Origin of the sequence: Nostoc sp. (assembly GCF_036919575.1) — a bacterium.
Lineage (GTDB): Bacteria > Cyanobacteriota > Cyanobacteriia > Cyanobacteriales > Nostocaceae > Nostoc.
Genome location: NZ_JBALBY010000035.1, coordinates 20,519 through 35,250 on the forward strand (window position 1 = coordinate 20,519; position 14,732 = coordinate 35,250).

Consider the following 14,732-nt stretch of genomic DNA (forward strand, 5'->3'; position numbering starts at 1 on the left):
AATAAATTGCAACCCTATAGAAAAAAGCGGTGGAGTGTCACACAATTTTAGATTTTAGATTGACCCCAGCAATTAAGTCCTTGTCGTTACCCACATTTTTGTAACAGTCAAAGTGTCGCGCAGACAGGCAATCACGCCCAGAACTGAAGTTCAGGGCTAATAGCTCAAGTCCACTAAGCGTGGACTGAAATTTTCGTTTTTACAGAGTATAGCTATCTACATCGCTTAAAATCTTGTATTTAGTCCTGTTGAGAGGACTTTAGCTATTAGCCTCGGAATTTATTCCAAGGCACTATGGCAACGAAGCGGAAGATTTATACCCCAACAGCTTTGTTGAAGCGTAGTATTTCCAAACTGCGATCGCCATACACTCCTTCTATTTGCTGGCGACAGCAGTCAATGGCAAAATCGTTGACTTCTTCTGGTTCAACCCCATACATCTCTTGAAACACTTCTGATTCCACACGGCAGAAGCGAGGACGATTGGAGTAGATGCGACATTCTCGCGTGGTATGGTCGAAATTAACGCACCATCCCCCTTCGCCTACCATGCTGAGGTAGAGTTCTAGTTCTGGTGGTGAGAGATATTCTTCCAAATCTGGACGCTCTGCTGGATCAAGATTACAGCAGGCTCCACATTGCTTTACACATTGCCAAGTTGACATTTTGGATTAGGGAGTGGGGAGTGGGGAGTGGGGGAGTGGGGGAGATGAGGGAGATGAGGGAGATGGGGGAGATGGGGGAGATGAGGGAGATGAACCAATGCCCAATGCCCAATGCCCATTGCCCAATGCTATTATTTTACGTTTTTATATCTTTTCTTATAATTTTGTTAAGTAAATTAAATCTAACAGACCATAGCCAGATATGATCGATAGCAGGTTTTGTAATTAAGTTATTAAATTTTTTAAGGCAATAGGAAGGAGAAAAGGAAAAATGTCTGAGTTGTTTAACGCTTTTACCAGTATTAATTGGGAAGTTATTTTCCAATTGTTGTCCGTGGCGCTAATCGTGATTGCTGGCCCAGCAGTAATCTTTGTGCTGGCATTTCGCAACGGCAACCTTTAATAGTACTGAGGTACTGAGTGCTGAGTTAGGAGTGATAAGTTAATTAACAACTTCTAACTCTTAACTCCTAACTCCTAAGTGATAACGCCTGAAGAGCCGCTTGGATAATATTGTCATACTGTGGTTGAGAAATATCAACCTCTTTGGCGTTTTGACGATTAGTACCCAGCAAACCAATTATATGTCCTGGTTGCATGGCTAAGACTTTGCCTTCAGAATTTTTAATTCTTAATTCTGCTTCAATACCGTTTTTATAGAAACCACAAGTATAATGTCGCTGGTTGTACTCAAAGGTGGTGCTTGACGGGGTAGGTGGCGAAGTAAAAAATTGTTGAAGCTGAATTGGCAGTCTGACACCGATTAACTCTAGCTCGATGGTGGTCTTACCGTTAAAGTAATTTTCTCGCAGTTTGTAAGCGACATCCACTCGTGTTGGTAGCTGGAAATAGTCGCCCCAACGCCAGGCGATCGCTTTAATTTTATACTCCTGATTATCGACAGTTTGGGCAATTGTCAGTTTAATGTGACCCTTACCAACGATTTTTTGCTCAACCACTTGGACATTAGGTGTCCAGAAAACTGGATCGGGGTTGTCCATACCGCAGGGATGTAGAGCATTAAGCTGTTGATAAAGCTGCTGATTGATGTGATTGAGGTTGACTTCGGCATCAATTTTGAGCAGAGGCTTGAGATGCTGGGGTTCAAGACACTGGTTAGCAAACTCAATCAAACGCGATCGCAACATCTGTAAATTCTCTGCTGCTAGAGAGAATCCCCCGGCTGCTTTGTGTCCGCCAAATTTCCCTAGTAAATCGTGACAATATTCCAAAGCTTCAAACACATGAAACTCTGGAATTCCTCGTGCTGAACCGCGTATATGTTTCTCATCCTCATAAGTACCGATGAACACGGGAACGCCGTAACGTTCCACCAAGCGGGAGGCGACAATCCCAATAACGCCGTGGTGCCAATTGGGTTGAACAACAACTAATACACGGTCTTTTTGTAGAGATGCAACAAATTCTGTCTCTACATAAGCGATCGCTTCTTGTTCAATTTGCTCACACATTAACTGGCGACTAGCATTTGTTTGTTCGCACTGCTTTGCAAGTTCCAGCGCCACCTGCATATCATCTGTAGTTAGTAATTCAATAACAGTTTGAGGGTTGCCAATGCGACCAATAGCATTAATTCGTGGCCCCAAGCGAAAACCGATATCTTCAGGCTTTAGCGATTTTGGATTTTGGATTTTGGATTTTGGATTTTGAAGTTTCTCTTCATCTCCCCCTGCTTTCTCATTTTCCCTCGTCTGCACGCCACCTACCTGAATTAATGCCCGTATTCCAGGTAAGTTAGATTTGGGTAAATGCTGTAAACCACGTTTCACCCAACGGCGATTTACGCCAGTTAAGGGAGCTAAATCTGCGATCGTTCCCAGTGTAAATAGTGCTAGCATCGGCTGAATTAAGCCCTTAGTCTCCCCTAGCTGTTGTGCTAGAGACACTGCCAAAATGTAGGCAACACCAACACCAGCAACACCCCGATAAGGTGAGGATTCTGCTATTAGTTTGGGGTTGAGGATAGCGTTAGCTGGCGGTAATTTTTGGGGTATATCGTGGTGATCGGTGATAATAACTGCAAGACCAAGTTCTCTAGCTCTAGCAACTGGTTCAAACGCAGAGATGCCATTATCTACAGTCAGAATTAGCCCCACACCTTCGCTGTGAAATTCTTCAACTATGCGTTTATTAATACCGTAGCCTTCGTGCATCCGGCTGGGAATAGCATAATCTACCTTTGCGCCTAAAGTGCGGAGACTACGCAAAAGTAGAGCAGTGCTGGTCATCCCATCAGCATCGTAATCACCACAAATAGCAATTTTAGTTTGAGAAGCGATCGCATTTTGCAACAACTCCAAACTAATCGCCAAATCTGGGAAATCTTCTAACGGCGAAGGCAAAACTAAAGACTCTGGATTTAAAAATGCTTGTACCTGTTCTGGTGTTTCCATACCCCGATTAATCAACAATTGGCTGACAATCGGGGAAATATTTGTCAAAACCGCCAAATTCTGGGCAAATTCTGGTTTTTGTGGATAAATCTGCCAGCGCTGATTAGGTAAGCGCCTGCGAGGTTTTGAGAGTTCAGATACAGATCGGTCTACCACAGTAAAAGTTAGGAGTTAAAAGTTATGAGTGTTGAATTGAAAGTTGTTTATTACAGCAGTTTTCATTTAATTGAACCACATATATTGTAGGGGCACAGCAATGCTGTGCCCCTACCGCATGGTCTATTTACCTGAAAATTGCTGTGACTCATAACATTATTTGCTATCTAAAACACGTTTATCCTACCATCATCCATAATATATAACGAGCGATCGCCCGAAGAACGCAAAGTCGGACGGAGTTCCAGCCGCAATGTGCCAAAGTTAGGTTTCGAGACAATTGCTTGTAGTGATAAACCCGTTTGGCTCCAAAATATCAGAGATGTATTTGGCTCAGTACCCTCTATTTGTTCTAAATTTAATTTCTGCCCTGGACTTAAGGATATTGCATCAGTCCCAGAGGGTTTTTGGATTTTAATCAGGTTAGGTGTGCTATTTATAACTTCAACTCGGATGTGTTGCCCAGGTGTAAACTGAATTGGATGCCGTCCACACTTAGAGGCACAAGTTCCAGCTAAGGTAGCACTGGGATTATTGATTGATGCAACTAGAATCGTAGCTGCAACTAAAGCAAATGACAGAGGCTTAAACATAATACACAATATAAGTACTAAACTGAAATGTTACTTCAATTTAGTACTATTAAGCCTCAGCATATTCTCCCGAATTACTTTGGTAAGTAGGTAGGCGTAATTAAACATAAGATCAAACCTCACCCTCAATCCCTCTCCTTACTAAGGCTAGGGTATACACACAAGTCATCGAATTACCCAAAACAAAACAAAAACCTCAAAGAGTCCTGACTTTAATCCCTCTCCTTACCAAGGAGAGGGACAGGTTTTGCGTAGCATAACCAGGGTGAGGTTTCTTTGGAACTATTCGATAAACCGTAAATTCTGTTAAGACCGACTTGTGTATACACGGTAGTCTTACTAAGGAGAGGGAAGCCGGAGGCAGGATGAGGTTTTATATTTAATTTGACCCACTTACTTAATTCTCAGTTATTAAATTACTAATTACGAATTATTTTTTATAAACATCTCCTCTCGCACCAATGGCATAAATTTCGATGTCTTTGGAATCAATATCCACTGTAAAAATAATTCTGTTTTTACCTATACGTAGTCTGTAAAATCCCTCCCAATCACCTTTCATCTTTTTGATATCTAGTTCTGTAAACGGGATAATGCCTTGGTCTTCGACAGCAATAACAATTTGCCTTATTTGCTCCCGAATATTTTCGACATCTTCGGGATTTGCTTTTTCTAAAAATTTAATCGCTTTTTTGCGAAATTTTATTGCCATATCTTACCCAATCGGTCATATCAATTACTTCATCCTCACCATGATCTGAAGGTACACCAAACTTGGCTTCAAGTTCGCGTTGCTCATCATCACTTATGTAAGGAATAAGAATTTGACAGAGGCGAAGTCTTTCTTCTTGCAGAACTTCACGCATAGTTTCTTTAATCAATGCTTTTAATTCTTGAATTTCCACTGTATGCCTTTTATTCATCATTATTAAGACTCAAAGCCTCTCTCCTTGTAGGAGAGAGGTTTGGAGAGAGGTCAAAAATGTAATGCATCCAACCGAGAACCCTTATACCTTTCCCCTTCTGCTGTGATGTTTCTTTAACCAAACCGTCCACTGATATAATCTTCGGCTTCTTTAGTTTGAGGAGAACTGAACATTTGGACTGTAGGATTAAACTCAACTAATTTTCCACGACGTTTGCCATGCTCATCAATTTCTGTATTGAAGAAAGCGGTGAAATCTGCCACTCTCGAAGCTTGCTGCATATTGTGAGTCACCATAATAATGGTGTATTGCTCCTTGAGTTCTAAGCAGAGTTCTTCTACTTGACGGCTAGAAATTGGGTCGAGAGCAGAACACGGTTCATCCATCAATAATACATCAGGCTTCATGGCGATCGCACGCGCAATGCAAAGTCGTTGCTGTTGTCCGCCAGATAATGCAGTTCCCTTCTCTTTGAGTTTATCCTTGACTTCATCCCAGATAGCAGCGCGTCTGAGGGAATCTTCCACCAATTCATCGATGTTACCTTTGTAACCGTTAGCACGCGGTCCAAAGGAAATATTTTCGTATATTGACTTAGGGAAAGGATTCGGTCTTTGAAAAACCATTCCGACTTGTCGCCGCAGTTTTACAGAATTTATCTTAGGATCATAAATATTGCGATCGCGGTAATTCAGTCTACCTTCAACCTTAGCACCAGGAATTAAATCATTCATGCGGTTGAAGCAACGCAATAAGGTACTTTTACCACATCCTGAAGGGCCAATAAAAGCAATTATTTGTTTATCAGGAATCTTTAGGTAGACATCTAAAAGTGCTAGAAATCCTCCATATAACACCTTCACACCTTCAACATTGAAGACGCTATTACCTTCGTCGATTGTGGCACTATCTGATTGACTTCTACTATTGCTATAAGTCATTTTTCTATTCTCCAAATATCTGTGAATGTATTAAATTAGATATTTAATTACCTAACTTATTGAGAAGCGTTGTCGAATATAAATTGCTACACCATTTAAAGCTAAAATCAATAGTAACAACGCAATAATTGTCGCTGCTGCTGCACTAGCAAAACCCGGTTCAGGACGAGTTATATAACTGTAAATTTGAATGGGTAATGCCATAAACCTCTGAAACAAACCAGGGTTAAAGGTGAGAAAACCCACAGCACCTACAACAATCAGAGAGGCTGCATCACCTATAGCGCGGGATACAGAGATAATCACCCCCGTCAAAATACCGGGAATAGCATAGGGTATGACATGATTACTGATAGTTCGCCATTTGGTGACACCTAATCCGTAAGAAGCATTTCTCAAGGAATCCGGGACGGCGCGAATTGCTTCTCTAGCTGTCACAATAATTACTGGTAAAGACAGCAAAGATAAAGTCAACGCGCCAGAAATTAAAGCAGGGCCAAACCCAAGCAAATAATTGAAAACTCCTAAACCCAGCAATCCATAGACGATAGAAGGTACACCCGCCAGATTACTGATATTAATCTCAATAATCGCTGTCCACCAAGCTTTCGGTGCGTACTCTTCTAGATATAAAGCTGCTCCAACACCAATGGGGACAGTAACGAAAATCACAACAGCTCCCAAAAGAACGCTGCTGATAATTGCCGGACGAATACCACCTTGGTCAGGAAAACGAGAAGGAGTTTCCGTAAGAAAGCCGGGGGACAAAAATCTGGCTAATCCGTCTCGAAAAATATCAAAAAGTAGCAATGCTAAGACAAATAAACCAATCAGCAATCCTAACAAAAAAAGTACTTCAAATACTTTCCCTAATGTCTCCCTACTTTCAACATTATCGGTAAATTCTGCCGCAGAATCTAGAGAATCATCTTGTTGATAACTTGTAGCCATATCTATTTAGTCGTATTTTTCTTTAAAGCGATTAGCAAACCAGTAACTAACAATATTCAAAGCAAGGGTAAGCAGAAACAGAACAGCGCCTACAGCATATAATGTCTTGAAATTGAGACTACCACGCGGACTATCTCCCCCAGAAATTTGTGCCATGTAAGCTGTCATTGTTTCTATTGATTCCGCAAAATTAACAGTTAGTCTCGGCTGTTGTCCGGCGGCGATGAGAACAGTCATTGTTTCACCTACAGCGCGAGAAATACCCAAAATAATCGAGGCTATGATTCCAGAAAGCGCGGCTGGTAGAACTACTTTAAAAATGGTTTCCAGTTTAGTGATACCTAAAGCATAAGCTCCTTCTCGCAAAGAACGTGGAACTGCTCGGATAGCATCTAAGCTGATAGAACCAATAGTAGGAGTAATCATTACCCCCATCATTAACCCTGCACTCAAAGCGTTGAATATTTCCAGAGGGATAAAATTCCGCAGCAATGGTGTAAGGAACAACAGCGCAAAGTAACCATAAACTACTGTGGGTATTCCTGCTAAAAGTTCCACTGCTGGACGTAAAATTGCAGCCACTTTGGGTTCAGCATATTCACTCAAATAAATAGCAGAAGATAAACCCAAAGGAATAGCAACTGCCATTGCAATAGCTGTAGTCAAGAAAGTGCCATTAATCAATGGCCAAACGCCAAAATGTCTATCGGCAAATAAAGGCGTCCATTTAGTATCAAGAAAGAATTGGGCAAAGGAGACTTCTTGGAAAAAACTGAATGTCTCCTGAAAAATAATTACGACAATCCCAAAGGTAGTCAAAACCGAGACTAAAGCACAAGCAAATAAAATTGCTGCAACAATCTTCTCTGAGATATCTTCAGATGCATTTTTATCCAGTGACTGTCTGGATAATAGATAAGGATCGTCTTGAAAATTGGTATTTTGCATAAACAGTTAAGTTTTAACTACACTCAGACTACAATGACTGAGACTTTATTTAAATAAAGTTTGTGATTGGTTCACCTGGTTTTGCTTTTTTAAACTTTGTCCCAGTTTCACCAGTAGCAAATTTTTGTTTGACTTTGACGTAAGCTTCATCAGGTAATGCTACATAACCAACACTATCTACCCACTTCCAAGAATTTTCTAGATAAAAATCTACAAATTCTTTTACTGCTGGCTTAGTATCTAAGGATTTTTTACTGACATAGATGAACAGAGGACGAGACAAAGGTGTATAGATATTTTTGATGACATTATCCACTGGAACTGGTTTTTCACACTTTCCTGTAAGACTTTCTACAGCAACTAGATTCAGCTTTTGTTGGTTTTGAATGTAGTAAGATATCCCTACATAACCCAAGGCTGATACATCACCTGACACTCCTTGTACGAGAAGGTTTTGATTCTGAGTGGCAGTGTAGTCTGTACGGCCATTCTTGGCTTTGCCAGTCACAGCTTGAGTCATATAATCGAATGTTCCCGTATCAGAAGATGGAGCATACAGCTTCAGCTTTTGATTAGGAAACTTGGGATTAACTTGATTCCATGTCAAGATTTTGCCGTCTGATTTGCCACCCCAAATCGTACCCAGTTCCTTAATAGTTAGACATTTGGCGAATTTATTTTGACGGTTAGCAATCACAGCGATGCCATCTAAAGCTATAGGCAACTCGACAAATTCAATCTTCTTACTTTTACATTTTTTGATTTCTTCATCTCTAATGGTGCGAGAAGCACCAGCTATATCAATATCGCCATTACAAAATTTACTGAAACCACCACCAGTACCGCTTGAGGCAACGCTTACTTTCGCTTCAGGTTTGACTTTACCGTATTCTTCTGCAACTGCTAAAGAAATAGGAAAACCTACAGCTGCACCATCAATACTCACCTGACTTTTCTTTTCCTCATTACTGCTACAAGCAGTGATACTGCTGGCAAGAATCATTAAAAATGTCAGGAAAAAGCTATTCTTAAATCTGCTACGAAAGCTCATAAATTATCAATTGAGATAAAGTTACTGCGAATTGCTTATGCTTGGCTATCTGCAAGTAGAGAATCCTGCATTAGAAAAAAGATATCATGCTTTCTTCGCAGCTTGCACTTTGTCAAAAATTGCTCCATCTCCAAAAAACTTGTTCTGGATAATATCCCAACCACCTAAGTCTTGAGATGTGAATAAAGTTTTAATTGGCGGATATTTTGATGCTACTTCTTGGGTAACTGTGGGGTTAACAGGACGATATTGTAATTTTGCAAATTCCCGTTGAGCTTCTGTCGAGTAAAGAAAATCAACAAATGCTTGTGCAACTTCTCTTGTACCGTGCTTATCAACGTTTTTATCGACTATCGCCACAGGATTATCAATTGAAATATTGACTTGGGGTACAACATAAGGTAAGTTCTTACCATTTTTACCCGCCAAAATAACCTCATTTTCGTAGTTGATTAAGACATCTCCCTCACCTTTTTGGAAAAATAAATCGCTTGCTTCACGGGCATCTTTCGTTAAAATAGGGGTGTTTTTATAAACTTTGGTGACATAATCTAATGCTGTCGCTTCATCACCGCCTGTTAGACTCACCGAACCCCAGAAAGCCAAGAATTCCCAGATAGCAATACCAGAAGTTTTTGGGTTAGCTGCAATCACTTTCACGCCATCTTTTGCCAAGTCTGCCCAAGTATTAATGTCTTTGGGATTGCCTTCGCGCGTGACGATCGCAGCAACCGATCTACTAACAATACCACTTCTCGGTGATTTTATTTCCCAACCTGATTTAATTAAACCTGCCTGCTGAATTTTGTTGACGTCTAAAGGAAGTGCTAAATGTACTATGTCTGCTTCTTGCGAACCCGCAATAACAGCAGCCGCTTGAGCTACTGAACCTCCATAACTTTGCTCAAATGTCACATTTTGGTTATGTTCTTGCTTCCACATTTGGACAAATTTGGGAATTATCTGGTCATGAGCCGCTTTGGTGACAGAGAAAGAAACGAGTCTGAGCTTGACATCACCCTTGGTAGCTGAACTACTTCCAGAGCAGGAAGCAACTGCTACACTCAAAAAAGTACCGATGAGAAACAAACTCACAAAGCTTTGCACACTGCGTCCATTCAACCAACTTCTAATTGTGTGTTGATACGAAAGCTGTATGGACTGCAAAGCTTTCACAGCATAAACTTGCATTCCTTCAATTAGAAATTTACCCAATTGTGTTGGTTGTTGCGACTTGCTCATCAGAATTCACCCCTAAATCTACGGTATTTATAAGCAGATACCGTAATTAAGAGAATTATAGGGTATATAGAGTAATATTTATCATCTGGCTTCAATTTTTTTTATTGAGTGAGCAGTTGATCGTCGAAAGTAGCAAATAAATCTGAATTTCTCAAAGCATTTGAAAAATACGGCTTGTTTCTACTGTGAAGCCAAAAAATTCAGTAATATTCATACATAATATTTGCCAAAAATATGTGATGAGTAATACAAAATATACTTCCAATCTGAAGGGCATGCGATCGCAGCGATATCAACCAAAACTTTGAACAATATACATATCATTCCTACCGTAGCTGGGCACCCACTGCTACAGCAATTATCCCCTTGTGTAACCCACTCAGATTGGGAGCATCTCAGTGTTGTAAATATACCAGATGATAAACAAGATTCTTGCTCCCTCTCCTTACCAAGGAGAGGGTTGGGGTGAGGTTTAGGCTTTTTACACTCATTGAGATGCTCCCCTCAGATTTCATAAACTCATTCAAGATTCTATCCCACTAATACGAGAATGTGGTAATCTATCTATTTCTCGAAGCAGAGGGGTGTATGACTCTATGGCTGGACAGACTGTACATATATTGCTCCAAATAAATTTCATTCTGAACTAACAATGTTAAATAAAAAAATCATCAAATATACTTCGAGATTACCTTTTCATTCTCCTTGGTTTATTATCATTATTTTTTCTATTCTTGGTTTAATAGGTATTCTCAACCATTCGATGTGGCGAGATGAACTAAATCCCTGGCTGATTGTCAGAGATAGTGAATCTTTGGGCGATTTAATTGCAAATATTCATTACGAAGGTCATCCTGTCCTCTGGTATTTTTCTCTGGCAATTCTGAGAAAAATAGTTGATAACCCGATGATTATGCAAATCTTTCATTGGGCAATTACAGTTACTTCGGTTGCTCTTTTTTGCCTATATAGCCCTTTTAATTGGCAACAGAAATTTCTGTTTTCTTTTGGTTTCTTTCCTTTTTATGAATATCTTTTAATTTCCCGAAATTATGCCTTTAGTATGTTGTTTATTTTTGCATTTTGTACGGTTTTTTCATCCAGAAAAGTAACTTATATTTATTTGGCAATTTTATTAGGTTTATTAGCAAATAGTAGTGCTTATGGTTTATTAGTATCATTTTCTTTATCATTGACTTTGCTAGCTGAATTTTTTTTTGATAGCGAACATCGCCAGCAGTATTTTAGTCAAAGCCAAAACTACGACTTATTTTTAAGTATTTTAATTATCACATTTTCTTTTCTTTTATCCATTTATATTCTTACTCCTCCGACAGATAGTTATCTTCATGGGGGGTTAAATAATGGTTGGGTAATCCAATTAGATATCCGTCATTTGTTGAGAAGCATAGGTAGAATCTTTGGTAGTTATTTATTAATTATTCCTGCACACAAAAAATTATTGGATTTAATTGTTTGTGCAGTAATTGCTTTATTCATTGTAATTTTAACCTTGATTAAATTATCTAAAAAGCCAGTTGCTCTCTTTTTCTACATTATAGGTAATTGTGTAATATTTTCCTTTACATACTTGAGATTTATCGGTATGCCTCGGCATTTTGGACATTTCTATTTAGTTCTGATAGCGGCTTTATGGCTGGGAAATTATTATCAAGAGTCTCCAGTTTTACTCAACAAGTTTTCTATTCGCCCAAATTCAATTACATTTGTGAACAAATGGCATCATATCGCTTTGATGCTAATTCTTTATGTTCAGTTTGGGGGAGGTCTTTATAGTTTTTCAAGAGATTTCTTTGTACCATTTTCTGCCAGTCGGGAAACATCTGAATATATTCAAAAAGCTGGGTTAGGTAATGAGTTTATTGTTGCCAGTAGAGATGCAAATATGGCTCCTTTATCGGGTTATCTAAATCGAAAACTTTACTATCCTGAGCTTCAAAAAATGGGAAGTTTTACCCTATTTAAAAAAGGTCGTCAAGATGTCGAACAACCTGAGATATTAAGCCAAATTAATTCTCTACTCAAAAATAAAGATGGGCAAAAGAAAATTTTGCTCATTTTAAATAAAAAACTGAATGTTAACCGCAATGATTTGAAGATTGTTCCGATCAAAGATTTTCAGAGAGCTTGGGTGGATAGTGAACGATATTATCTTTATTGGGTAGATGAAGCTTAACAATTCAAAATTCATGAAAAACTCTCTGCATCACCGCGTCCTGTTAATTTAATCGGGGCATCTCACTTTCGTAGAAAGCCTAAACCTCACCCCAGCCCTCTCCTTAGCAAGGAGAGGGAGCAGGAATCTTGGTGATATTTGCAAAAAAAACTGAGATGCTCCCATTTAACAAAGTATGTTCAGTTTAATTCCCCAGCAAGACGGCTAGCACGTTTTGACACTTCATTAAAATCCCCATCACAAAACTTAATTACGAATTACGAATTACGAATTACGAATTATTTTAATCTCCCTGTGGATGCTCATCCCACAAGGTTGTCAGTTCTCGTAAACTTTGATGATTGCCATTACCCAAAATCAGGTGATCTAGTACCGGAATGCCCAAAAGCTGCGCCCCTGCTAACAACTGGCGCGTCAATTCTATATCTTCCTGGCTGGGTTCAAGGTTCCCAGAAGGATGGTTGTGGGCAACTATTACCCGCGTTGCACCTTGACGAATAACTACTCGAAAGATTTCACGGGGAGAGGCTAGGGTTTCGGTTGCGGTCCCAATGGTAATTACTTGCGTACCCAGTAAGCGATTCTTAACATCCAATAGCACCACTGCAAAACGTTCTTGTATCTGCCACATCAAATCTTGACTGAGGGTAGCAGCAGCAGCAAGTGGGCTATCAATTAATGTGCCGTCATTGGGACGAGACTGAAAAGCGCGTTTGCCCAATTCAATTGCTGCTAAGATACTTGTCGCCTTCGCTGGCCCAACACCAGATATTTGCATCAATTCAGCTGGAGTAACTTCTCGGATAACTGCCAAAGGATCACGTTGGTGTTTGCCTAATTCGCTCAAGATATATTGTCCCAAACCCACAGCAGACAGTTTCCCTGGCCCTTGTCCAGTGCCTAAAAGAATAGCAATTAACTCTGCTGTGGCTAAAATTTTGGCACCATGCGTCATTAGTCGTTCACGCGGACGCTCATTTGTAGGTAGGTCGGCAATTCTGAGGCAATAGGTCATAGAAAACTAAGAGAATCGTCACTAAAGATGTAACTATCTTTATTTATCCCTTGTTTGCTCTCAAAATCATTTTTATTTGAGAAAATCTTTAATTTTAGGAAATTTTCTCTATTTCTGGATATTACTCACCCATAATGTCTCTACAGTTACCCATTTTTTAGTATTTTTAGGTGGGGACTGCGCTCAACATTGGGGGCATCTCAATGAGTGTAAAAAGCCTTGTAAAACCTCACCCCAACCCTCTCCTTACCAAGGAGAGGGAGCAAGAATCTTGTTTCTCATCTGGTATATTTGCTTTCACTGAGATGCTCCCTCAATATTTTTGTTCAAGGGTGGTGCATCTACGCCCGCACTTCGACCCTTCGACAAGCTCAGGGCATCGCTTGGCTCTGTTACCACCGCAGGTCTTACCCTGAGCCTGCGCCGAAGGGCATCGCACCCTTGAAGATGTAGTATTTACTACCTACTAATTTCTACCAAACACACTGCCAAGGGCACGCGCCATATTTTGCGGCTGCATTGCATCGATTGCGGCGGTGGGTTCGTAGCCGCAGTGAACCATACAATCGGCACACTTGGGATTACCACTCTTCTGTCCATATTGACTCCAGTCAGTTTGTGCCAATAATTCCTTGAAGGTAGAGTAATAACCTTCGTTCAGCAGATAGCAAGGTTTTTGCCAACCGAGAACGCTATAACTAGGGCTACCCCAAGGTGTGCATTCGTAGTCTTTCTCACCAGTGAGAAAATCTAAGAATAGCGGATTGTGATTGAAGTTCCAGTTTTTTTCACCAGCTTTGTATGGAGCCAGAATTTCCCGGAAGAGGGCGCGTGTTTGTTCACGGTGGAGAAAATGATCTTGATCTGGTGCCCACTCGTAACTGTAACCGGGAGAAATCATCATTCCGTCAGTATTTAGTGTTTCCAGAAAGTCGAAGAACTCTTGCATATCTTTGGGTTGAGTACCTTCAAAGATAGTGGTGTTAGTGGTGACACGAAAGCCTTTAGCTTTAGCGGCGCGAATGGCTTTGACGGCAATATCAAAAACACCTTGGCGATCGACACAATGATCGTGCAACTCCCGCATCCCATCTAAATGCACACTAAAAGTTAGGTAAGGAGAAGGTTGAAACTTATCCAAACTCTTTTCTAACAACAAACCATTGGTACACAAGTAAATATATTTCTTGCGCTCAATTAATCCTTGGACAATTTCATCAATCTGGGGATGTAGCAGAGGTTCTCCTCCAGGAATTGAAACAACCGGTGCGCCACACTCTTCCACTGCGGCAAAACACTGTTCTGGGGTGAGATTTTGCTTTAAAATTTCCTTTGGATGTTGGATCTTACCACAACCAGTACAAGCTAGATTACACCGAAAAAGAGGTTCCAACATTAATACTAACGGGAAGCGTTTACGTCCTTTCAAACGCTGAGTAACAAGATACTTCCCAATATCCATAGCTTGTTGTATATTAACTGCCATTCGATTACTCCTCTGTAGATCAAAACACCACTTTCTCAGCCCCAAGATTTATCTGATTTTTCACGTCATGTGGAAAAGCCCAGGAAAGACCTAACCCCCTAGCCCCCTTCCCGACACGGGAAGGGGGAAAATTCAAAGTCTCTCTCC

Annotated in this window: 14 protein-coding genes; 2 read left to right on the forward strand and 12 right to left on the reverse strand. The window is 40.3% G+C overall.

The genetic code is table 11. The features are described 5' to 3' along the window. Window positions 1-314: 314 nt before the first annotated feature. On the reverse strand, window positions 315-665 hold the full coding sequence (locus V7K27_RS11320) for a YkgJ family cysteine cluster protein (protein ID WP_334947136.1): 351 nt from the start codon (window positions 663-665) through the stop codon (window positions 315-317). A 271-nt stretch (window positions 666-936) separates the two neighbouring features. On the opposite strand from V7K27_RS11320, the gene psb30 reads away from it, so the two are divergent. After that, the gene (gene psb30 / locus V7K27_RS11325) at window positions 937-1,068 is read left to right on the forward strand and encodes a photosystem II reaction center protein Ycf12/Psb30 (RefSeq protein ID WP_334947138.1); all 132 of its coding nucleotides are present in this window, start codon (window positions 937-939) and stop codon (window positions 1,066-1,068) included. A gap of 67 nt (window positions 1,069-1,135) precedes the next feature. On the opposite strand, the gene V7K27_RS11330 is transcribed toward psb30, so the two are convergent. The 9 genes from V7K27_RS11330 to V7K27_RS11370 form a co-directional block, all read right to left on the reverse strand. Beyond that, entirely contained in the window at window positions 1,136-3,235 is a 2,100-nt protein-coding gene (locus V7K27_RS11330) for a single-stranded-DNA-specific exonuclease RecJ (protein WP_334947140.1), read from the reverse strand. Window positions 3,236-3,402: 167 nt separating this feature from the next. Next, entirely contained in the window at window positions 3,403-3,828 is a 426-nt protein-coding gene (locus tag V7K27_RS11335) for a hypothetical protein (protein ID WP_334947142.1), read from the reverse strand. A 430-nt stretch (window positions 3,829-4,258) separates the two neighbouring features. Further along, window positions 4,259-4,540, reverse strand: a complete 282-nt coding sequence (locus V7K27_RS11340) for a type II toxin-antitoxin system RelE family toxin (RefSeq protein ID WP_334947143.1) — start codon at window positions 4,538-4,540, stop codon at window positions 4,259-4,261. Further along, window positions 4,509-4,733: a hypothetical protein gene (locus V7K27_RS11345; RefSeq protein ID WP_334947145.1), complete on the reverse strand. Its 225-nt coding sequence runs from the start codon at window positions 4,731-4,733 to the stop codon at window positions 4,509-4,511. The genes V7K27_RS11340 and V7K27_RS11345 overlap by 32 nt, the downstream gene beginning before the upstream one ends. Window positions 4,734-4,867: 134 nt before the next feature. Beyond that, window positions 4,868-5,695 (reverse strand): phosphate ABC transporter ATP-binding protein PstB, encoded by an 828-nt coding sequence (gene pstB, locus V7K27_RS11350; protein WP_334947147.1) that lies wholly within the window; start codon window positions 5,693-5,695, stop codon window positions 4,868-4,870. 51 nt (window positions 5,696-5,746) lie between these two features. Then, window positions 5,747-6,646, reverse strand: a complete 900-nt coding sequence (gene pstA, locus V7K27_RS11355; protein ID WP_334947149.1) for a phosphate ABC transporter permease PstA — start codon at window positions 6,644-6,646, stop codon at window positions 5,747-5,749. A 6-nt stretch (window positions 6,647-6,652) separates the two neighbouring features. Beyond that, the gene (gene pstC, locus V7K27_RS11360) at window positions 6,653-7,594 is read right to left on the reverse strand and encodes a phosphate ABC transporter permease subunit PstC (protein ID WP_334947151.1); all 942 of its coding nucleotides are present in this window, start codon (window positions 7,592-7,594) and stop codon (window positions 6,653-6,655) included. 49 nt (window positions 7,595-7,643) lie between these two features. Further along, complete coding sequence (locus V7K27_RS11365) at window positions 7,644-8,645, reverse strand: PstS family phosphate ABC transporter substrate-binding protein (RefSeq protein WP_334947153.1); 1,002 nt, start codon at window positions 8,643-8,645, stop codon at window positions 7,644-7,646. Between the two features lie 84 nt (window positions 8,646-8,729). Next, entirely contained in the window at window positions 8,730-9,887 is a 1,158-nt protein-coding gene (locus V7K27_RS11370; protein WP_334947155.1) for a sulfate ABC transporter substrate-binding protein, read from the reverse strand. A 652-nt stretch (window positions 9,888-10,539) separates the two neighbouring features. On the opposite strand from V7K27_RS11370, the gene V7K27_RS11375 reads away from it, so the two are divergent. Next, the gene (locus V7K27_RS11375) at window positions 10,540-12,084 is read left to right on the forward strand and encodes a hypothetical protein (protein WP_334947157.1); all 1,545 of its coding nucleotides are present in this window, start codon (window positions 10,540-10,542) and stop codon (window positions 12,082-12,084) included. A 283-nt stretch (window positions 12,085-12,367) separates the two neighbouring features. Here the strand turns inward: V7K27_RS11375 and radC are convergent, their stop codons facing one another. Further along, the gene (gene radC, locus V7K27_RS11380) at window positions 12,368-13,099 is read right to left on the reverse strand and encodes a RadC family protein (RefSeq protein WP_334947159.1); all 732 of its coding nucleotides are present in this window, start codon (window positions 13,097-13,099) and stop codon (window positions 12,368-12,370) included. Between the two features lie 466 nt (window positions 13,100-13,565). Next, a complete protein-coding gene (gene hpnH / locus V7K27_RS11385; protein ID WP_334947160.1) occupies window positions 13,566-14,585 on the reverse strand; it encodes an adenosyl-hopene transferase HpnH in 1,020 nt (339 codons plus the stop codon). Window positions 14,586-14,732: the final 147 nt, after the last annotated feature.

Coding starts and splice junctions, on each gene's coding strand:
- pstA (WP_334947149.1), bottom strand. CDS start 6,646: ATGGCTACAAGTTATCAACAAGATGATTCTCTAGATTCTGCGGCAGAA.
- V7K27_RS11375 (WP_334947157.1), top strand. CDS start 10,540: ATGTTAAATAAAAAAATCATCAAATATACTTCGAGATTACCTTTTCAT.
- pstC (WP_334947151.1), bottom strand. CDS start 7,594: ATGCAAAATACCAATTTTCAAGACGATCCTTATCTATTATCCAGACAG.
- hpnH (WP_334947160.1), bottom strand. CDS start 14,585: ATGGCAGTTAATATACAACAAGCTATGGATATTGGGAAGTATCTTGTT.
- V7K27_RS11320 (WP_334947136.1), bottom strand. CDS start 665: ATGTCAACTTGGCAATGTGTAAAGCAATGTGGAGCCTGCTGTAATCTT.
- psb30 (WP_334947138.1), top strand. CDS start 937: ATGTCTGAGTTGTTTAACGCTTTTACCAGTATTAATTGGGAAGTTATT.
- radC (WP_334947159.1), bottom strand. CDS start 13,099: ATGACCTATTGCCTCAGAATTGCCGACCTACCTACAAATGAGCGTCCG.
- V7K27_RS11370 (WP_334947155.1), bottom strand. CDS start 9,887: ATGAGCAAGTCGCAACAACCAACACAATTGGGTAAATTTCTAATTGAA.
- V7K27_RS11340 (WP_334947143.1), bottom strand. CDS start 4,540: ATGGCAATAAAATTTCGCAAAAAAGCGATTAAATTTTTAGAAAAAGCA.
- V7K27_RS11365 (WP_334947153.1), bottom strand. CDS start 8,645: ATGAGCTTTCGTAGCAGATTTAAGAATAGCTTTTTCCTGACATTTTTA.
- V7K27_RS11335 (WP_334947142.1), bottom strand. CDS start 3,828: ATGTTTAAGCCTCTGTCATTTGCTTTAGTTGCAGCTACGATTCTAGTT.
- pstB (WP_334947147.1), bottom strand. CDS start 5,695: ATGACTTATAGCAATAGTAGAAGTCAATCAGATAGTGCCACAATCGAC.